17 protein-coding genes and 2 pseudogenes are annotated in these 20,423 nt (G+C 50.0%); 4 read left to right on the top strand and 15 right to left on the bottom strand.

Translation table 11 applies throughout. The features are described 5' to 3' along the window. Positions 1 to 174 precede the first annotated feature (174 nt). The 6 genes from ACE5KN_RS21220 to pelA all read right to left on the bottom strand — a co-directional run bounded on the left by ACE5KN_RS21220 (position 175) and on the right by pelA (position 6,250). Entirely contained in the window at positions 175 to 1,176 is a 1,002-nt protein-coding gene (locus ACE5KN_RS21220) for a 5-oxoprolinase subunit C family protein (protein ID WP_375527009.1), read from the bottom strand. A gap of 12 nt (positions 1,177 to 1,188) precedes the next feature. Beyond that, the gene (gene pxpB / locus ACE5KN_RS21215; protein WP_375527010.1) at positions 1,189 to 1,986 is read right to left on the bottom strand and encodes a 5-oxoprolinase subunit PxpB; all 798 of its coding nucleotides are present in this window, start codon (positions 1,984 to 1,986) and stop codon (positions 1,189 to 1,191) included. 63 nt (positions 1,987 to 2,049) lie between these two features. Then, on the bottom strand, positions 2,050 to 3,273 hold the full coding sequence (locus tag ACE5KN_RS21210; RefSeq protein ID WP_375527089.1) for an NRAMP family divalent metal transporter: 1,224 nt from the start codon (positions 3,271 to 3,273) through the stop codon (positions 2,050 to 2,052). A gap of 25 nt (positions 3,274 to 3,298) precedes the next feature. Next, positions 3,299 to 4,066 (bottom strand): LamB/YcsF family protein, encoded by a 768-nt coding sequence (locus tag ACE5KN_RS21205; protein ID WP_375527011.1) that lies wholly within the window; start codon positions 4,064 to 4,066, stop codon positions 3,299 to 3,301. Positions 4,067 to 4,296: 230 nt separating this feature from the next. Then, positions 4,297 to 5,070, bottom strand: a complete 774-nt coding sequence (locus tag ACE5KN_RS21200) for an IclR family transcriptional regulator (RefSeq protein ID WP_375527012.1) — start codon at positions 5,068 to 5,070, stop codon at positions 4,297 to 4,299. 214 nt (positions 5,071 to 5,284) lie between these two features. After that, positions 5,285 to 6,250, bottom strand: coding sequence for a pectate lyase (gene pelA / locus ACE5KN_RS21195; protein ID WP_375527013.1), 966 nt, complete (start codon positions 6,248 to 6,250; stop codon positions 5,285 to 5,287). A 192-nt stretch (positions 6,251 to 6,442) separates the two neighbouring features. On the opposite strand from pelA, the gene ACE5KN_RS21190 reads away from it, so the two are divergent. Then, positions 6,443 to 7,330 carry a PhzF family protein gene (locus ACE5KN_RS21190; RefSeq protein ID WP_375527014.1) on the top strand — a complete coding sequence of 296 codons (888 nt, stop codon included), beginning with the start codon at positions 6,443 to 6,445 and terminating at the stop codon, positions 7,328 to 7,330. On the opposite strand, the gene ACE5KN_RS21185 is transcribed toward ACE5KN_RS21190, so the two are convergent. Next, the gene (locus ACE5KN_RS21185) at positions 7,299 to 8,720 is read right to left on the bottom strand and encodes an NAD(P)-binding domain-containing protein (RefSeq protein ID WP_375527015.1); all 1,422 of its coding nucleotides are present in this window, start codon (positions 8,718 to 8,720) and stop codon (positions 7,299 to 7,301) included. The genes ACE5KN_RS21190 and ACE5KN_RS21185 overlap by 32 nt on opposite strands. Before the next feature lie 349 nt (positions 8,721 to 9,069). Beyond that, a complete protein-coding gene (locus ACE5KN_RS21180; protein ID WP_375527016.1) occupies positions 9,070 to 10,461 on the bottom strand; it encodes an MATE family efflux transporter in 1,392 nt (463 codons plus the stop codon). A 500-nt stretch (positions 10,462 to 10,961) separates the two neighbouring features. On the opposite strand from ACE5KN_RS21180, the gene ACE5KN_RS21175 reads away from it, so the two are divergent. Continuing rightward, positions 10,962 to 11,270 (top strand): ArsR/SmtB family transcription factor, encoded by a 309-nt coding sequence (locus ACE5KN_RS21175; RefSeq protein WP_375527090.1) that lies wholly within the window; start codon positions 10,962 to 10,964, stop codon positions 11,268 to 11,270. 218 nt (positions 11,271 to 11,488) lie between these two features. Then, entirely contained in the window at positions 11,489 to 12,064 is a 576-nt protein-coding gene (locus ACE5KN_RS21170; protein ID WP_375527017.1) for an NAD(P)H-dependent oxidoreductase, read from the top strand. Positions 12,065 to 12,229: 165 nt separating this feature from the next. Here the strand turns inward: ACE5KN_RS21170 and ACE5KN_RS21165 are convergent. Then, positions 12,230 to 12,661: pseudogene (locus tag ACE5KN_RS21165) on the bottom strand (recombinase family protein); the annotation flags it as partial. Positions 12,662 to 13,184: 523 nt separating this feature from the next. Beyond that, on the bottom strand, positions 13,185 to 13,466 hold the full coding sequence (locus ACE5KN_RS21160) for a hypothetical protein (protein WP_375527018.1): 282 nt from the start codon (positions 13,464 to 13,466) through the stop codon (positions 13,185 to 13,187). 215 nt (positions 13,467 to 13,681) lie between these two features. On the opposite strand from ACE5KN_RS21160, the pseudogene ACE5KN_RS21155 reads away from it, so the two are divergent. Then, positions 13,682 to 13,866: pseudogene (locus ACE5KN_RS21155) on the top strand (IS4 family transposase); the annotation flags it as partial. 7 nt (positions 13,867 to 13,873) lie between these two features. On the opposite strand, the gene ACE5KN_RS21150 reads toward ACE5KN_RS21155, so the two are convergent. From ACE5KN_RS21150 to ACE5KN_RS21130, 5 genes are all read right to left on the bottom strand, one after another. Then, positions 13,874 to 14,065: a type II toxin-antitoxin system VapC family toxin gene (locus ACE5KN_RS21150; RefSeq protein WP_375527019.1), complete on the bottom strand. Its 192-nt coding sequence runs from the start codon at positions 14,063 to 14,065 to the stop codon at positions 13,874 to 13,876. Between the two features lie 43 nt (positions 14,066 to 14,108). Then, positions 14,109 to 14,351 (bottom strand): hypothetical protein, encoded by a 243-nt coding sequence (locus ACE5KN_RS21145; protein WP_375527020.1) that lies wholly within the window; start codon positions 14,349 to 14,351, stop codon positions 14,109 to 14,111. A 343-nt stretch (positions 14,352 to 14,694) separates the two neighbouring features. After that, positions 14,695 to 15,816, bottom strand: a complete 1,122-nt coding sequence (locus tag ACE5KN_RS21140) for an acyltransferase family protein (RefSeq protein ID WP_375527021.1) — start codon at positions 15,814 to 15,816, stop codon at positions 14,695 to 14,697. A 438-nt stretch (positions 15,817 to 16,254) separates the two neighbouring features. Further along, entirely contained in the window at positions 16,255 to 17,739 is a 1,485-nt protein-coding gene (locus ACE5KN_RS21135) for an MDR family MFS transporter (protein WP_375527022.1), read from the bottom strand. A 176-nt stretch (positions 17,740 to 17,915) separates the two neighbouring features. Continuing rightward, on the bottom strand, positions 17,916 to 20,312 hold the full coding sequence (locus ACE5KN_RS21130) for a polyprenyl synthetase family protein (protein ID WP_375527023.1): 2,397 nt from the start codon (positions 20,310 to 20,312) through the stop codon (positions 17,916 to 17,918). Between the last annotated feature and the right edge of the window lie 111 nt (positions 20,313 to 20,423).

The following is a 20,423-nucleotide window of genomic DNA, read 5'->3' as shown; positions in this document are numbered from 1 at the left end:
TATAGCCATCTGTTGCATTGGACTACTTTAAGTGTATGTTTGCCCTCGAGACCGGATTGGACTACTCCCCAGCAGCCTTCGATTTATTGTGAAATCTTACATATTAAACTTTCTGGAGTCCCGATCAAACAATGAATTTCATCAATATCTACTCTTTTTCAATGTCTGCTAATTTTACATAAATCTCATATTAACGGACGTTTTTAAAGCGTGTATCTCCTCTTCCCGCTCCAGATAAAGCCGTTCCGCCTCTTCCCGTGTAATTTCCCGGAGCTTCAATCTTTGACCGGGCTTTAACTGAGCGATGAACGGCACATCTGCGGCGGCGATTTGCGCAATACGCGGATATCCGCCTGCTGTCTGCCTGTCGGCCAGCAGAATGATTGGATTGCCGTCGGGCGGCACCTGCACCGTGCCCAAAGTGACCGCTTCAGAGATCATTTCGAAGGGCTGCCGCAGCTTAAAGACAGGCCCCGACAGCCTGTAGCCCATGCGGTCCGATTGTGGGGTCACGAGAAGGGGCTCCTCCCACAGGCTTTGTCTGCTGCTTTCGTCAAAGTGATCGTACTCGCTGCCCCGCAGCGCCCGCACGGTTACCCATCTGCCCTGTCCCGGGATGCCTCTCTCCCTGGCAGACCATTTCACGGAACCGAAGGAGCTTCCGGGGGCTGGTTCAAGCTTGCGCATAATGCGCAGAGAGGCTTCCTGCGGCGGCAGAACCTCCAGAACATCGCCCGTCTGCAGGGCCCTGCCCTGAAAGCCCCCGAGGCCGGCCCGCAGGTAGGTGCTCTTGCTGCCCATCACCTTCGGCACGGCGTATCCGCCGGCCACCGCCAAATAGGCGCGGCAGCCTGATTTCGCACCGCCGAGCTGGAGGACGCTGCCCGCCTTCAGCAGCACAGGCCGCCACATGGGAACAGGCTGGCCGTCCACTATCGGCGACAAATCTCCACCGGTGATGGCGACCAGCAGATCCTGCCCAGCCTTCAGGGAAGGGCCCGTCAGGGTCATCTCCAGCGCCGCCTCCCCTTCTTTATTGCCGACCAGCAGATTCGCCGCTCTCAGGGCATACGTGTCCATCGCTCCGCTCACAATGACACCGTGCTTCTGGTATCCATATCTGCCAAGGTCCTGAATACTGGTGAGCATGCCAGGACGCATCACCTCAAGGCTCATGCGCTCTCCTCCTCATGCATTCTCTTCCTCATGCACTCTCTTCTCCTCACCACTCTCTTTCTCGTGGTTCTCCTCCTCATACCGTGCAAATTCCTCCGGGGAGATCGCCCGAAATTTGACAACATCGCCGGATTGAAGCAGGCTCGGTGGGTTGGCGTCCGGCCGGAACAGCCGCAGCGGCGTACGCCCGATCAGCTGCCACCCCCCTGGAGTGGAGATCGGGTAGACCCCTGTCTGTATGCCTGCAATCCCGACCGAACCAGCCGGAATGGACGTGCGCGGGGAGGATCGTCTCGGGATAGCAATGCGTTCCGGCAAGCCGCCCAGATATGGAAACCCGGGGGCGAAACCGATCATATATACAAGATACTCGCCGCCGGTATGTATATCGATGACTTCCTCCGGCCGCAGCCGGTGATGCTCCGCTACATCCACCAGGTCCGGTCCAAACTCTCCCCCATAGCACACCGGAATTTCAACCACCCGGGGCTCCCCAGGGGCGGATTTTCCCATACCGGACAGCAGCTGTTCCAGGAGCAAAGCAACGATTTCATAGGTTGACCGGTTACCGAATTGCGGCTGGTCCTGGTGTGACATTTTCACCTGAAACGGATCGTAAAAGACCGTAATGGCTGCAAATGCAGGCACACATTCGATCATTCCCGGAAAAGGATGCCGCTCAAGGTGGTCATGCACCCTTTTGACCTTGCGGTGTATTTCCGGATGAATACGGTCCCCCAGCTCCAGACGTATGGCCGCTTCCCCAAGCGGAGACATTTCCACCAGAAGTTCGTTGTTGTTCATATTCATAAGTCCTCTCTTCAATTCACAAGCCGGAACTATAAGACGCCGAATTGCCTGTCCATCCATCGATCATTCAAACAGCTTCGGAACTTCGTTGACCAGCGTGTATCCGCTCATATAGGTCATAAGCACAACGACCAGTCCCCCAAAAATAGCAAGCCACAGCGGGTGCTTGTAATCGCCGATGATTTTCTTTTTGTATGCGGCAATGAGCAGCACGGCCAGGGAGATCGGAAGGATCATGCCGTTGAAGGCCCCGGCCAGCACCAGCACTTTGACCGGTCTGCCGACCAGCACAAAAATCAGCGTGGACACCACAATGAAGCCGATAATATACCATTTATGATTTCTTTCGATCTTTGGGCTAAAGGTGCGGATAAAGGACACGGAGGTGTACGCCGAGCCTATGACCGAAGTAATCGCCGCTCCCCACATCACGATGCCGAAAATTTTATAGCCGAGCTCGCCCACCGCGAGTCTGAATACGGAAGCGGGCGGGTTCGCCGGATCAATCGCCAGTCCCTGGGCGACAATTCCAAGCGCAGCCAGGAATAAAATGACACGCATGACGCCTGTAACCAGAATGCCATATATGGAGCTTTTGGTTACCTGCGGCAGGGCCGATTTACCGCGTATACCCGCATCAAGCAGCCGGTGACCCCCTGCAAAAGTAATATACCCTCCGACCGTGCCGCCGACGAGCGTCACGATAGCCAGCATGTCGATTTGATCCGGAACAAAGGTTTTCACGACCGCTTCCCCTACCGGAGGGGCGGAAGAAATAGCCACATATAACGTCAAGAGAATCATGACGATCCCGGCGATCTGGGTAAAGCGGTCCATCGCTTTCCCCGCGTCTTTAATCAGGAAGACGGCAATCGCAATCACGGCGCTGAGGACGGCTCCCATCTCCGGGGAGATGCCGAACACCACATTTATGCCCAACCCGGCACCGCCGATGTTCCCGATATTAAAGGCAATGCCCCCGAATACAATCAGAAAGGCCAGAAAATAACCGAGCCCCGGCAAAAGTGTATTGGCAATATCCTGTCCCCGCTTCTCGGATACGGCAATAATCCGCCAGACATTCATTTGAACCCCGATATCCAGCAGTATGGAAATAAGGATCACAAAACCAAAGCTTGCCGCAAGCTTTTCTGTAAATACGGTAGTCTGGGTCAAAAAGCCCGGACCGATCGCCGACGTAGCCATCAGGAAGGCCGCCCCCAGCAGTAAGCTCCAGTTTGTCTTTACTTTCGGGCTGTGCCCCTTGTCATTCGTCTTCAGCTCCATATACGACAACCCCTTAACCGTATAATTATGATGTTTGGCCTGCAGCCACCAATTCAATGCCTGCTTCTTCACAGCTCTTCCGGATTTGCCGAGCAAACTCCAGCGCCTGCGGACCGTCACCGTGAATACACACCGTGTCCGCTTGAATCCGGATCTCCTGCCCCTCTCTTGAGCGCACCACACCTTCACGGATCATTCGCATCACCTGCGAGATGGCCTGATCATGATCCTTGATCAAGGCATCCGGCTGGCTCCGCGGTGTTAATGAGCCGTCCTGCTCATAAGTGCGGTCCGCGAACACCTCACGCGCCGTTTGCAGCCCTATGGCTTCTCCCGCCCGAATAAGCTCGCTTCCGGACAGACCAAACAAAATAAGTTCAGGATTCACCTTGTACACCGCCTGGGCAATGGCTTCGGACAGGTCCTTCCGCTTGGCGGCCATGTTATACAGCGCTCCGTGCGGCTTCACATGCTGCAGTGTTCCTCCCTCCGCTCTGACGAAAGCGTCCAGCGCCCCAATCTGGTAAACCACCATATCATGGGCATCCTGGGTGCTGATATCCATATTTCTGCGGCCAAAACCGATCAAATCCGGCAGGCCGGGATGGGCCCCAATCGCTGTCCCCGCGGCAAGTGCAAGCTGCACCGTCCTCCGCATCACCGAAGGGTCCCCCGCATGAAAGCCGCAGGCAATATTCACGGATGTGACGTACGGCAGTATCTCTTCGTCCATGCCAAGCTTATAGGAGCCGAAGCTTTCGCCAAGATCGCAATTCAGATCAACACGATACATTATCTGACCTCCTTTTCCAGAAAATAAGATTCACTTCCTGCAAAAATCTTGCGGAAGCATAGATTTGTTCCGAATTTCGAAACAACCATTCCATTTTTTAGACTGATTATAGCGAATCCGGTCCACTTCGACAATAAGATGTCAGAAATTATTACAAAGTTATAATTTGACGCAAAACAAAGAGCCCGTCCTCCCGGAATCATACCGGAAAAACGAGCTCTGAAGGCCTCTCACATCTCCGCGTGAGCGGATGACGGGTATCCCATTTTCAGCGAAATGTCATGTGCGGCCTGCTTGACCTGCCGAATCAGCTCCGGCATACGTTCCTCCCCGAACCGGGAATCAGGGCCGGCAATACTGATGCCGCCAACGATAAGGCCTTTATAGTCAAATATGGGCGCCGCCACGGCTGTGGTGAAATTTTCAAGCTCCGAATGGCTGATGCTGTAGCCTTTGCGGCGTGACTCCCGAAGCGTTGACCGCAGCTGTTTTTTATCCGTGATCGTCCCAGTGCCAATGGGCTTCAGCTCAATCTCGCTCAAATATTGTTCAATCTCCCGCTCGGGCTGGTAGGCAAGCAGAATCCGGGAGCAGGCCCCCGCGTAGAGCGGTGCCCTGCGTCCGATCCGGGTATATAATCTGACAGGCTGGGTGGATTCCAGCTTCTCCACATACAACGATTCGCTGCCGTCCTTCACGATCAGATTGACGGCCTCCTGCACATCATCCCGAAGCGCTTTCATAACCGGAAGCGCGGTCTGACGGATATCCAGCCGGTCCGCGACGAGCTGCCCGAACTGCAGGAATAGCAGCCCAAGCGAGTAGCTTCCGTCCTCATCCTTATGCAGAAATCCCATATCTTCAAGTGAGCCTGCCATTCGATGCACCGAGGTTTTGGGCATGCCCGTCAGATTCACCATTTCATTCAGACTTAATTTGCTGCTGGTGAGAAACAGATTAAGGAGGTCCATGGATTTCACGACGGTCTTATTTTTGCTCTGCATTTTCCATCCCCTCATCTTGATCCGGCTCTTTGAAATACCGTAATTATACCTCGTAAAACCAGTATGTTTCAAACGCTTCTCTCTTTCTTTCCGTGTGCAGGATGCGCAGCGACCCCACCGTTTACCGAACGGGTGCAGAGCTTGAATCCCCGATTCCAGCAAAAAGAGCTCATACTATCGCTAGCATAAGCTCTCTTTTCATAGTTTCATTTCATTAATTCACCAGTCCCGAAGGCCAATTGCCGTACCAGGAGTAGCCTGTTCTTCTCTCTTGGTCGATATCGCTGAGCTTGTACTTCACCACACCGTCGCGGCCAACAAAGATCGGCTTATTCGCTCCGATTTCGTAGAAACGGGCCCAGATCGGCGGAGCGCTCGGGTCCTCCATCACGATCACATCATCGCTGGTCTTTACCACCTTGATGCCGGTAATTTTTACTTGCTTAAACCAATTCTCAGCGGCTTGAATGGCAGCGGTAATTTGCGGCGTGGCAGGTCTTGTTTTCAGGAATTTGACAATTCCCACGCTTTCACTGGCACACAACGATGGCACTTCATAAGCTCTGGCCCCTGCCGGCTGCAGTGTAACAGAGTCGTGCTGCTGCCCCCAGACGGTTAACTGCCCGTTCACCTTCACCTGGGTTGCCAATATCGCGCTCACACCTTTGACAACCGCCGCTTTGCTTCGATCGGCTAAGGCTGTATCTACAAAGGAAAAGTCACCCTTTTTACTGCCCACCTCATCCAGAAGAATCATGACGTTAATCATGGCGTTGTCATTGTAAGTAATATGCTTGTGATAACCTGTCCCTTGGTATACCTGCGGCCATCCCCCGTTGCTGTACTGCATGTTCAGGAGGAAGTTGATGCCTTTGATTGCCGCTTGTGAATATTTGCTGTCTTTGGTCTTGGCGTATTCGCCTGCCAATCTCCTGATTTCCGTATATGTAGCTTTGTTATCGATCGTTGATTTGGCCCATTCCCCGCTGGTGACGGAGTAATCCTTTTTCCAGCCCCCATCCGGCTGCTGATTTTTCAGAATATCCGCGATGCTGGCCGTCGTGCCGGAGGCATCAGCGGCGAGTACCGGTGAAGATGGTTTAAGCGCGAATCCGGTCACCGTCAGGACAATGGTTAAAGCCAATACGAGAGAGAGCTTGCTTCTTTTGCTTGTCAACATCATACTCAGCTCCTTTTTGTTTTTGTAAGCGATTCCAAATCTTGTCCATATCATACTTCGGAAGGTGTAACATGTCAATATTTCCCATATTTATTTTCACCTCTGTGTCCAAATTATTGGTTATAATTGGGGCATCCCTATTTTCAGTAATAGATAATCTGTTGTTACAATCCAATCATCCGAGGTGTACAAATGAAAACAATACAGGTCTGCCACTATGACGCATTCAGCAATGTTCCCAATAAAGGAAACCCGGCTGGAGTTGTGCTGGATGGGGAAAATCTGAACGATGAGCAAATGAGAGAGGTAGCGGAAAAGGTAGGGTTTAACGAGACCGCCTTCCCGCTTGCATCGGACAAGGCTGATTTAAGACTCCGTTACTTTACGCCAGGCCACGAAATCAATCTGTGCGGCCATGCCACGATCGCATCGATTTACGCGCTGAAAACAAAAGGCCTGCTGGGGGACAAGACGGATCTGACCATTGAAACCAAGGCCGGGATACTGCCGGTGAAAATTGCTGCAATGGAAAAGAATCAACTGTATATCACGATGCGCCAGGCCGCTCCCGAGTTTCGGGAATTCAAGGGCTCCCTGCCTGCGCTGGCCCATTCGATGGGCATTGAAAAAGAAGACATGGAGACAGATCTCCCGACCCTCTACGGCAGTACCGGGACATGGACTTTGCTGGTTCCCATCAAAAGCCTGGCCGCCTGCAAACGGATGAAGCCGGATAATAAACGTTTTCCGGATATTTTGCAGGAAATGCCCCGTGCCTCTGTCCATCCCTTCTGTCTGGAAACCTATGATGCGGATGCACATATGCATGCGCGCCATTTTTCATCCCCTTTCTCCGGCACGGTTGAGGACCCGGTTACGGGCACGGCCTCCGGCGTCATGGGAGCTTATTATGCAAGATATATTGCGCAAAAGCCAGCAGCCCCGCTCAATCTCCTCATTGAACAGGGTCAGGAAATTCAGCGGGATGGCAGAGTCCGGGTAGCCGTCCACGGTGAAACGATTGAGATTACGGGAAATGCAGTGCACGTCAAGGATTTCGAGGTGGCCATTCGCCCGTAAACTCCTGTTCATTATAGGCAAAAAAATTGTTCAGAATCTCCTCGCGGTCATCGAGGAAAAGCTGGTCCGCTACCGCTGACACGAGCTTCGGGATCGCATATTTCATGCCGGACAGCGCCGAGGCGGAAAGTCCGCAGCTGATCAATGCCGAGTAGTTGAAGGAAAAAAGCCCGTGCAGCAGCTTCTCTCCTTCCGCATCCCGGCCTGTAAAAGCAAAGCCCGGAGTCAGGTAGGGATGCGCGTCCAGCAGCGGATTGGCTGTATCCGCAGGCGGCGTGTAACAGTCGCCCCAGCGGGCAATATGGGCTTCCACCCGCTTCAGCTCAGGACGCAGCGCAGGTTCGGTAAGCAGCCCCGTGCTGATGATCAGGAAGTCGAACGTGTACGTTCCATGCGGGGTGGCTACTGCCGCTCCCGTGCCTGCGGGCTCCACATCGAGCCAAGGCGAGCCCAGATGCAGCTGGAACCCGGGCCATGAGGAGGCGCGCGCAAAGGTGTCATTGGTCGGCGGCTGGTTATGCTTGAAAAAGTGTGCCATCACGGCATACTTGTCGGCATCCGACAGCACCGGGAAGCGCTCGATCATGCCGGAGACCTCCATCTGGCGGATCGGATTGATGCGCGGCAGCTCCTTGCGGCGGACGAACACATGTGCCTCGGCCACCCCCTCCGTCAACGCAAAATTCGCATTGTCAAAGGCCGATGCTCCGCCGCCGAGCACAGCCACCTTTTTCCCCTTTAGCCGCTCGAAGTCAATGGACTGCGAGGTATGGGCATAGAGGTGGGACGGCAGCTTCTCCGCGATCATGGACGGCACATGCCATTCTCCCCCGCCCTGAATGCCGTTCGCCAGAATCACCTTGCGCGCCAGCAGCAGCTCGGACGGCGCCCCCGCTCCTTCGATTTGCAGGCGGTGTATGCCGTCTTCGCGCGGCTCTATCAGCTTCAATCGGACTTCGTTCAGTACTGGGAGCTGAAGCACCCTGCGGTACCAGCGCAGGTAGTTCATCCAGTCGCCCCGCGGAATCTTGTCCACCTCTTCCCAGCCCTCCGGTCCGGTCTGCGCCTCCCACCACGAGCGGAAGGTCAGGGAAGGAATGCCCAGGTCGATGGAGGTGAGATGCTTCGGCGTGCGCAGTGTCACCATGCGGGCATAGGTTTCCCACGGGCCTTCCCGTCCTTCCGGGTTCTCATCGATGACCAGAATATTGGATATCCGCTCCCGCAGCAGCCCGAAGGCAATCCCCAGGCCGCATTGACCTCCGCCCACGACAACAGCATCATACACATGCCCTTCCGCATGACGGACAGGCCGAACCCAGTCCTCACCTCCGAAGGCCAGATAAGCAAGATCCCTTTTCACTCTCTCGTTCAGCGCTTCCAAGCTCATCGTTTTTGCATCCTTTCGAACGGTCGGAATTGTGATTTTCGCGCACAAAACTTCCGCACGCCGTTATCTATTCTTCGTTTTTTTAATCATATGCCTGTCTATTCTCAGGTTCATCAAGGGTTAGTTCGGTCTTAAGTAAAGTTATGCTACATCATGCTGCCATATTCAGCTTATCGCGCACCCGGCACCATTACAATTTGTCTGCTGGTTTATTGTCATGATTTCTAATTTCCCGTTGCCCGATTATTCATCATGACCACCCGAAACAAAAAAGGCCAATCAGAAAAAATCTGATTGACCTCATCCTATGCAGTGATTCACACGAATACGTCGATGGGCTTGTGTCTGCTCAGTCGATCAAGCGGTGCGCATACCACTTTTTACCCCGGAAACGCCACAGGAAGACCGCTCCCCGCACGCCCCATTCGAGGTTCATCGCCAGCCACACGCCGAGAATGCCGAAGCCCAGCACAATGCCCATAATGTAGCCAAGCACGACCCGGAACAGCCACATGGACAGCATGGAGGTGATGGATGTAAATTTCGAGTCTCCCGCCGCCCGCAGCGCCGAAGGGAGAATGAAGCTGATCGCCCACAGCGGAACCTGGGCAATGGCATTGATCAGCACGACCCAGAATATATCGTCCACAATCTCCGCCGGAGGCTGAAACAGACCAACGAGCGGATAGAACAAGGACATGAGCAGCACGCCCATAAAGATGAAAGAGAAAGTCCCCAGCCACAGAAAGGCTTTCGTAAATTTCTTCGCATCATTAATGTTCCCTCTCCCCATACACTGGCCGACAACGGTCACAATAGTGAGGGACAAGGCATTCGCGGGAATCTGGAACACCCCCGCCAGCGAGCCGGCAATGGCGTTGGTTGCGATGGCATACGTGCCCAGGCTGACAATAAAGATCTGGGTCAGAATTTTGCCGCCGTTAAAAAACATCTGCTCCGCCGCAAAAGGTATGCCGATGAACATGATTTTCTTCAGCATGGCATAGTTTACCCGCAGCAGGTCCCTGATCCGGACATGCAGCTCTGCGTCCATTCTAACCAGATAGTAAATGGCACAAACGGCCGCCGCATATCTGGCGATATTGATGGCCAGCGTCATCCCCTGCACGCCCATATCCATGATGTTGATGAACACGATGTTCAGGAGCACGTAGGACAGGTTCATGATCAGGGAAAGCGCGAGCGCCGCCCTTGTTCTCCCGATGCCCCGCAGCACGCCGCAGACCGCCTGCTCTACCGCAACCCCCACATAGGATATACCGCTTCCGATCAGATATACTCTGGCCTGATCCAGTACATCCGGCGAGGCTGTGCCGAACAGGACGTTCAGAATCGGGCTATGGAGCAGGATCACCAGCAGGCTGATCACAACGGACAGCAGGGTTACTGATGCTACCGAGCCGGAGGCTGCCTTCGATACCATCAGGTCATTGCCGCTGCCCTTATACTGGGCCACCACCACCGTTCCCCCGGTAGCGACGGCGACAAATACGCTCACAAGGAAAATATTCAGCGAGTCGATCATATTAACCGCACTGACGGCCGCCACACCCGCCGAGCTGATCATCGCGGTATTGACAAGGTTGAGGCCGATCAGGAACATCTGATCAATCAGAAGTGGGATAAATAAGGCCCGGATCTGCTGGTAGTCAATGGACTCCCCGGTCAAATATTTTTCCAGGAAAAACGGTTTTCTGTTTTTTAGCTTGGGATTACCCATATCATCACATTCTTTTCATCATTTGGGAAATACGCTATTTTTATATATGCGCCGCATTCCGCTTTTGGACCCCGTAACTTTACATTCTTATAGGAGTATACACCCAAATGGAATCCTGTCAATGATTAGGAGGCAATTAATAATTTTCGGCAGGGTTTCAGTAAAATTTCACTGGTCATCCATCATGAATTGTTTATCCATCATGAATGATCCTGATATAAGCCCAGAACGCCGGATCGGCATTCTGGGCTTTGCAATCAGAAAGCTATTTATGTATCTTGCGGCTGAACAGTTGGGTTCATAATGTGAACTTTGAGAGATATTTCTTTCGTGGGTGGCCAAAATCAGACATGGAAGGCTAACTGGCGAATTTTCGATGAGATGATACACGTATAGGTACCACCTAAAAGAGGACGACCGGGCAGGTTAGTATGGTGATATTAGGTAATAGAACATGTTGACATATCGGTAAACGTCGATATAATGGTGATATGAGACAAATAGAGCCCATTGAAGTATTTAAGGCATTATCTAATGAAGCGCGCCTTCAAATCTTAGATTGGTTAAGAGATCCTGAAGCTCATTTTGAACCGCAGGGGGGAGTGGGAGTTGACCTTATCGAGACTGGGGTGTGCGTGAGTCAAATAACAACCAAACTCGGTATGACTCAATCGACGACATCTCAGTATATGTCTGTTCTGCAGCGTGCGGGACTTGTACACGCGACTCGAATAGGAAAGTGGACTTATTACAAGAGAAATGAAGATGCTATACAGCGAGTTGCTTCATTCATTCAGCGAGAACTCTAATGATAAGGACTGAATTCTGAAATGGATTCAGTTTTTATATAGATATTCATATCGACAATTCAAGATATGTAGTTTTATTTTTTTTCGTAATTTCATATCGACATATCTCGAATTATATTATTTTTGGGGGGGTGGTTTATGAACTTGGATTTCCATGCTTTTAAAAAGAGTATGACAGGCAAGCAGGATCACTCATTTTATTTTTATAAGGAGCTGTTATGAAAAACCATTCCAACCTTCACTCAGATCTCAAAACATTGGTTATCGTCGCCCATCCCGATTTGAAAACATCACGTATTAATCAAAGACTGACAGCGGAGCTTGAACAACGAGGTAAGGTGACAGTCCACAAGCTTTACGAAATTTATCCGGACGAGAAAATAGATGTTGGGCGTGAGCAGGCCTTATTGTTGTCTCACGACCGTATCGTATTTCAGTTTCCTTTACAATGGTACAGCTCACCCTCATTACTGAAGAAGTGGATAGATGAAATATTGTATAAAATAATTTTTGCTGACGGTCACGCCAAAGCTGACAGTCACGCCAAAGGTAGAGATAAACTGAAAGGTAAGGAGCTACTTGTTGCCATTTCCACAGGGGGGACTCGAAGCATGTTCCAGGCTGGAGGTCGCCATAATTTTACTATTAGCGAGCTACTAAGGCCATTTCAGCAGACTGCTAACTATGTTGGAATGATTTATCGTCAGCCTTTTGTTGTAAGTGGAATTCTCGAGGTGAGTGACGAACAACTAGAAAGTTATGCCCGAGAATACGCAGACTACTTAGAAAGTTAAGCAACTCTTTCTGTTACAGGATTATAATGTAAAGAAATCTAAAGGCACCCTCTAGGGTGCCTTTAGATTTAACCTGCTAAAAAATTGGCAAGATCGTTAAGCAAACGGGTACGTTAGTTCAACGACAACAGTGGCAGTCTAAGACTTTATTTTCTTTATACAATAGGCAACCTCGATCCCTTCCGCCTGCCGCTGCCGATTCTTTTTGCGCTCTTGCTCAGCCACATAAGCCAACATGCTTAAAAATTGATCCTCCAGCTGCTTTCCAATGTCACCCATCGTTTTGAACTTTCGGCTATCAAATAAGGCTTCATTATCCAAACATACAATATCCGCATCGACTTCCCGGGTGATGTACTTCCATTCACGAATGATTCCGTCATAGTCGCGCCCAAGCCGGTCTAACGCATCCATATATACCAAATCACCCTTACGAACCAGCATTCGCATAGCCTGATATTTTGGACGCTCAAAATCCTTGCCACTCATTTTATCAACAAATATGTAACGTTCCTCTACTCCAAGCTCCCGGAACTTTACGAGCTGCCTTTCCGGATTTTGATCTTTCACAGAGACCCGAGCATAAGCAAGCTTCATCGTTTTGCCTTCCTAGTGATTGATGTTCCAAAAAACAACGGTTCGTTTTCGGAACGTTCCTAAAGTCATTTCAGGGGTTTTGGTACGCTAATACAAGCTTTATTTTATCGTCTCAAAAAGCATGCTTTCTAAAACGTCCTGATACCGGTGCGAATAATCCATGAGCAGAATTATGTTGGCCGTCAGGATCCGAGACAGTAATACATTTCAATGCAACGTTTACGGAAATGGAAACCTAAAACGTGCACGTTTCAGTGGTTACTATGGGTTATATTACCGTGAGTAATGTTACCGGCGGTTCAACATCACCGTTTGTGCCTGGACGGTCCCAGTGCTGCCGGATTAATTCCGGCTACAATGTAACGGCGACAGACAGCGACGTTGTCAGTCAGGTTTGCAACAAACTCACATCGATGAATGCCTTGGGCGGTGATGTTATTTTAACGTACGAGACAAAAAAAGCCTATCTCCCCTCATGTTGAAGTGGAGATAAGCTTTTGAAAGTTCATCCAGGCCATAACTTCTATTTCGGCTGACTAATTTCTTTACCGTTATTTGCAACCAGTATCGATGGACCGCTTCTGCGTGTGCTATTTGCTCTGTTTTGAACATTACCGACAATAAACTTCCCGAACGGCAGCTTGTTCATCAGAAATGAAACGAGGATGGCCCCCGCTACTCCTATAATAAAGATGTAAATCTGATAGCCGAGCATATTCATATTGGGCAACGGCTTTAACGTGTAAAAGAACAGCAAGTGAATTGGCGCCAGCAAAACTAAAACCCGGTATTTCTCAAGTTTCATTTTTAATGCATCATAGTTCTTACCACAGTAATAACCCAGAGCAAAGTAAAAAATCCAGCCAGGAAACGGGATCCAGTAACCCTTTCCTCAAATATACCCATGCAATGGAAGCGCAGAGCTTGGCTCCACCAAATTAAAAAACATCAAGTATCCTGCATTGATTACAAACGATACGGTCAACACAACGGCCGGGGACATTCTGAGCAAAAACTTGGATAACAAGATGTGCAACCAAGCGCCAATTGCGTATTCCCAAAGAGCTTCTATTCATAGATTCGACCACTGTCACGGTAGGAAAAACGCGCTTGCCTTGGGCGTGTTTCATGGAGAACGAGCAGGCATCAAGCTACATGTTGCCTTCGCTGAAGCAACGGAGCAACCTGTTCAGGTTATTGAAACGATCGATATTAATTAAGATCTACAGTCCCCACACCAGCATAAGTTGCAAAGTTTAAAAGACGTTTATCTTTAGAGACAAGTATAAAGTTATGTTGAAAGCAAGTAGCAACCAATATGCCGTCGTTATTCTTGCAAGGTCTTCCAAGTAACCTGTGTTCGTTTAGAAACTTTCCAGCATAGAGCGCCAGCTCTGCAGTCAAATCTAAACTTGGTTTTGTTGAAAAAATTTGTTCAAACTCTTTATCATTCCCTACCCTCTTCTATAACCTCTAACATCTTTTTTCCTTGTTCTGGAGAAAGCATGCCAGAACGTTCCAAAAGAGCTTTGGCTAATGGGTCAGTAATATGAGAAAAATCTTCTTCCGTAGAAATTTTCTCAAAAACTGTCTTGTTCTCTAAATCAACACTGGTTGGATTTCTATAACCCGCCGATTGGAGTATGTCCTTTATCTGACGAACCACACTCTCGTCTATCTTTTTAGCCATTATAAAACACCTCCAGTCCATATTCTTCTTCTATTCTACTGATCTCAGTGGTCAAGTTTGAAATTTCTCATGGCTAAGTTGGTTTGATACGACTACAACGGATTGGCTTCTGTATTGCGCCAAAACACAGCTTTATCATACCACAGAACGAATGTTCTTCATAACACCTCTGTGAAGGTTTTGAATTTATAATTCCAACATAGGTGTCAGGCCTTCCCCTAGGGACTGAAGGGTAGATCCTTATGGAGTGCCAAGCTCGCTAACGTCCGAAACAAAAAATAGCTTACCTCCCCTCATGTTGAAGTGGAGATAAGCTCTTGAAAGTTTATTTAGCCCGTATCTTCTATTTCGGCTGACTAATTTCTTTACCGTTATTTGCAACCAGTATCGATGGACCGCTTCTACGTGTGCTATTTGCTCTGTTCTGAACATTACCGACAATAAACTTCCCGAACGGCAGCTTATTCATCAGAAATGAAACGAGGATGGCCCCCGCTACTCCTATAATAAAGATGTAAATCTGATAGCCGAGCATACTCATATGCGGCAGCGGCTTTAACGTGTAAAAGAACAGCAAGTGAAGCAAAAAAATACTGAATGAATAATTACTGATCAGATATATAATTCTGGGGACCGTTTTAACTCTCGAAGACAAACAAATAATCAAGAAAATCATTGAAGTTGTGTATAATAACATGTCGAATCTCTTGGATGTTCCCTCTAAAAGCAGAGACTGCTGCAATACTGCCGACAGGCTATAAAACAGAATAGGTGCCAGCAAAACCAAAATCCGGTATTTCTCAACTTTCATTTTTAAAGCATCATAGTTCTTGCCACAGTAATAACCCAGAGCAAAGTAAAAAATCCAGCCAGGAAACGGAATCCAGTAACCTTTTCCCCAAATATACCCATGCAATGGAAGCGCAGAACTGGGTTCCACTAAATTAAAAAACATCAAGTATCCTGCATTGATTATAAAAGATACTGTTAACACAACAGCCGGGGACATTCTGAGTAAGAACTTTGATAACAAGATGTGCAGGATATGAAATTGGATGATGATGAGTATAAAATAAGCGACGTAGTCAGCAAAGATCAGATTTTTGGCTACCGCAAAAATGTAAGCCCCCATGGCTCCAGCGTAAGAATGAACGCCTTCCAAATATGTATGATCCGCCAGCGGATAGACAAACCCCAAAATGATGTAGGGCGGAAGCAGAATTCTAACTCTCTTCTTCAAAAATCCATCCGGGACAGATGAACTATACGACTTGGCATTCAAGAACTCGGAAATAAATACAAAAGTCGGAGTCGAAAATAAGAAAGCCATTCGAATTAAATCTGTAAGACTGCTCCGCTCTCCCGGAAAAAAATCATATCCAAAGTTAAAAGTGTGGATCACCACGACCGACAGACAGGCTACTGCCCGCAACCAAAAAATCTCGCCAACTAGCTGTTTCTGCACCCTATCCAGCCTCCCTGCTAAAAAATACCCTTGTATCATTTAGCATTTTTATTTAAATTGTTTTGCGCTTGCAAAACCAATTTAGTGAATACACGTTCACGACAGATCGGCGGTATGACAGTTCCGGGCTTTACTCCATCATGGTTCAACAGGTCTAGGAAAAAGGTCATAAGAACCAAATAATCCATCATATGGTAAGTTAACTACTGAAAAGTATAACCCCCATAGCAGGCAAAATCAACCCGTTGAAAATAATTTCTGATTTTATTTCAGAAAAGCTCCCAAATTTCCGTTTCATTATCATCAAAGGGATGCATTTGTGGGGAGGCAAAAAAAACCAGGAGTGACTTCATGAAGTTTCCGGAATCGGTTAAATCCGGCGAACATTCAGACACCGCGCCTGGCTTTTTTAAGCGTAACATTTAGCTGATCCGTGTTTTATGCGGACGTTTCTTTGCTCGACAGAACCCCTTTTTTCAGGAACCAGCACGTCACAAATGCCGCAATGATAAATCCGAACGCAATCATGAACATATTCTGAAAGGAATCCACGAACACGTTTTGTACTCTCAGCAGCAGGTCGGCCGACAAGCCTTTAGGAATGCCGCCCGTCATGAGATGTTCCGCGTTGCCTGCAGGCAACTGGCCTGCCATGGACGATACGCCGTCCTTGATCTGTTTCGCAAGCAGACTGCCGAACACGCTGAGGCCGACCGTCGTTCCGAGCGACTGGACCAGACCTACTGTACTGATCGCGATGCCGCTGTTATCCCTGGAAACGGATTCCTGAACGATCAGGTTATCACCCCCGAACAAGGCGCCCAGACCCAGGCCCAGAATGAAGAACGAGATGACGATGTAGACGACAGATGTGTGTATGCCGAGCTGGGTCAGCAAGTAAACCCCGATGACCGGAAGGGTAAAGCAGGTAATGAACAGATTCCGGTACGGAATCCTCGTAATCAGGAACCCGTTAATGATGCTCGACGGAATCGCACCGGCCATGAAAGCAAGCATTAGATAGCCGGACTCCGTCGGGGTAAGTCCCATAACATTTTGGGCAAAGAAAGGAAAAGTTGAGATGCCGCCCATCAGACCCAGCATCAAAATAAACACAAGAACCGACAGCACGACCACATTGCGGTTCCGGAACAAATGAAGCGGGATGATCGGTTCCTTCACGCGCGATTCAATCCAGATGAACAGGCCAAGCAGCAGAACGCCGGCAATCAACATGCCGACAATGACCGGCGAAGACCAGGCGTAACCCTGGTTGTCAACGAGCACCGGGGACATCAGCAGGGAGAGCAGCCCCAGCGTAAGGACGGAAGAACCAAGCCAATCGATCGTTTTTTTCTCTTCCCCACGGGATTCCCGCATCGCGAACCCGAGCACCAGGGCGGCGATCAGGCCGACCGGAATATTGATCAGGAATACCCAATGCCAATTGATATGTCCTACAATATATCCACCCAGCGTGGGTCCAAGCAGCTGCGGTAAAATCATCATCGGCCCGAACAAGCTTTGAATTTTGGCCCTTTGCTCCAGCGGATAGGAATCGCCGATGATCACCATCGCGAGCGGCATCAGCCCCCCGGCCCCTATGCCTTGTATGCCCCGGCCGATCAGCAGCACCGTCATGGACGGCGCAAGCCCGCAAATAATGGAACCGATAATGAACAGGCCCATGCAGCTTAGATAGACGATTTTGCGTCCATAGATATCGGCCAGTTTGCCAAGGATCGGCATAAAGATCGTAGCCGCCAGCATGTAGATGCCGGCCACCCAGCCGTATAGCGCCAAACCGTGCAGATCCCGTATGATCGTCGGCATGGCGGTCGAAACGACAGTCTCGTCCAACTCGGCAAAGATCAAACCGATGATCAGACCGGTCAAAATGAATTTATTGTGGTTCGATTTCACTCCATACTCCCTCATTTCTGAATATCTAGTGTCTTTCTCGGCTGAAGCTAAAATACATGAAGATTATGAACTGAATATGAACGAAAAAGAAAGACACAAAAACTGGCGTCACTCAGCAAGTGACGCCAGTTTCGACTCCATTTTTCTCTTCTGCTTCGATAAAAAGCTCCTATTGTTTACCGCTCGCGGTGCACAATATAGTCCAATAAATGCTTCAGAAAAGCGTTGCCGCGCGGCAGCTCCTGTAAGGCGTCCATGGCGAGGCAGTAGTGGTTCCACATCTCTTTCGTGGCTTCCTCTCGGCCCAGCACTGTGACGAAGGTGGAATTGTTGTTCTCCGCGTCTTTGCCCACCGGCTTTCCGAGCAAGTGCACGTCTCCCTCCAGATCCAGCAAATCATCCTTGATCTGAAAAGCAATGCCCGTATGATAGGCGAACTTCTTCAGAGCATCGACTTCCTCCTCCGGGGCCTTGGCCAGGATGGCGGGCATCACCAGGCAGGCTTCGAACGCAATCCCTGTTTTGTAAAAACACAGCGTATTCAGCTGCTCCAGCGTTAACGCTTGGCCTTTGGAGTTCAAGTCCATCATCTGCCCCATGCACAGATCCTCCGCCTTCTGGGCCGAATACCGCATGAGTGCCAGCACGGTCTTCGGATCGAACTGCTCCAGTGAAAGTGAAGCCTGCTCCTGCGTCGCCCGCTGGATCAGGAGCAGACCGGTTAATTCGGCCGTAGAGCTGTCGTGCACCTCGTGCAGCGTTGGACGGCCCCGGCGGACGGACGCATTATCCTGTGTGGGCAGATCGTCGAAGATCAGGGACGCGGTATGCATATATTCCAGCGATCGCAGGAGCGGCATGATGGCCGCTGCATCCAGCCGGTATTGGCGGACACCCATGACCCAGGTCAGGATCGGCCGCAGACGTTTGCCGTCCCCGTTCAGGCTGTAGTTGGCCGCATCGATCAGCGGTTCTTTCATCGGCGGCATTCCGCTATGCTTCGCAATCTGCAGGGTGCTGTTGATCTGATGGCGTACTTTTTCAATAGTGGCTGAAAAGTCTTCTTTTTCCATACGGTCGTTCTTCAAATTCGCAATCACCTGATCCCGCAGCAGCTTGTCAAAGAAATCCACATCCACCGCTTTGCGCACCATATGCTGGATCAGATGATTAAATTCAGGGATGCCGGACGTCAAAATCGCCATGATTTCGTTGTACTTTTCAGCCCCGACACGTTCCCTGCAGCGCTTGAGCCCGTTGATGGCACGATCCAGGATGACCTCACGGCTCTTGGGATCGGATTGATACACATGGTGGACCAGATGAGAGATGACCGCCCAGTATAATTCAAAAGGGTTAATCAGATCGGGACGCTGCTCCCGGTACTTCAAATAATAGGTGTAAGGTGTGACAGCGCCGTCGCTCATATCGTCAAACATATCCGCAAAATCATCAGCCAGCTGGTTATAGATGCCATAATAAAAAGTCCGCTGGTCAAAGCCCTCATCCCCGGCAGCGCTCAGCACGGAACGGGCAATCAGGCGGGAGGAAGCTGATTTGAGAATGATGGGGATATAGAGATCTTCATTGGCGTAATCCGTATTTGACAGGTTCTTCATGCGGTCTATTTCCTGTGAATGAAAAAACACATAGGACTGCTCAAAAAACGTTCTCCGTGTCTCCTGTCCCTGACAGCCTTTAATATATTCAAAAGCTTCCCGCAGCTCCGCATGCACGTACCGGATCAGCTCCATGTTCGTTCCGGACCATTCTCCTATTTTCGGTACCGTACCCGTCAGCAGTGCGGTGCGTATCAGATGAGAATATTTCTTTTTCTCCTGCGGGGTCAGCACCTGTGAATCCAGCAGATCATCGATAAAAGGATAGGTCAGACCATAGGAATAGCCGAGTCGGATGGCCTCATCCAGTCTGCGGGAACGTTCCTCACGCGATGCTTCATCGCCCAGTTCTTCCAGCACATGCAGCACGACCCCGAGAATGATCTTGATCAGCTTGCGCTGGGCCTGCTCGGCATCCATGCCTTCCGGAATGTTGGCGGCCACCGCTCTAAGCTTATGGATCAGCCAGATGACGGCTGTTTCTATACCTTCCTTCTGTGCCCACCGGTACAGACTGGACAGGCTGATGAGCTGCGGCTGCTCTCCCCGTTTTGATGTGGAGGAACGAAGCAGCTGCTTCTTGATGTCGGCGGCCATACGCTGAATCCGCAGCTGCGTGTCAGGTGAATTCAGCGCTTGGCCCAGGTCCCGCATATACAGATAGGAGACGCTTCGGTCCAAATAATCATCCAGCTTGCCTGTGTAATCGAGCCATTGTATATATGCATGAACATCCCGGTGATCCGGCTTTCTTTTTGCCCGTGAAAAAAAGGACAGCCACGAATGGCGGATATGCTTCTGCTGCCACAGCTGAAAATCTTCCGTTAACGTTGATACATAAGACCTCTCGGTAACCTGCTCATAAAGGGCTGCAAAGTACCTGGCGGCCTTCTCTTCGGCCAACAAATAACATGCATCAGCGTCATTTATCATTTCCTCGTACATACGGTGCATGACCTCAACTTTTGTAGTGTATTAGCTTATTTATCATATTACGGGAAAGAATCGTTTAAGTTACGAAATTGTTGGGTATGAAGGGGAGGAGGGTATACTGCGATATACTTA

The sequence above is a fragment of the Paenibacillus terreus genome (genome assembly GCF_042138595.1).
Classification (GTDB): domain Bacteria; phylum Bacillota; class Bacilli; order Paenibacillales; family Paenibacillaceae; genus Paenibacillus; species Paenibacillus terreus.
The sequence above is the reverse complement of the archived record's forward strand: the minus strand, read 5'-3'. Positions and strand labels throughout refer to the sequence as shown.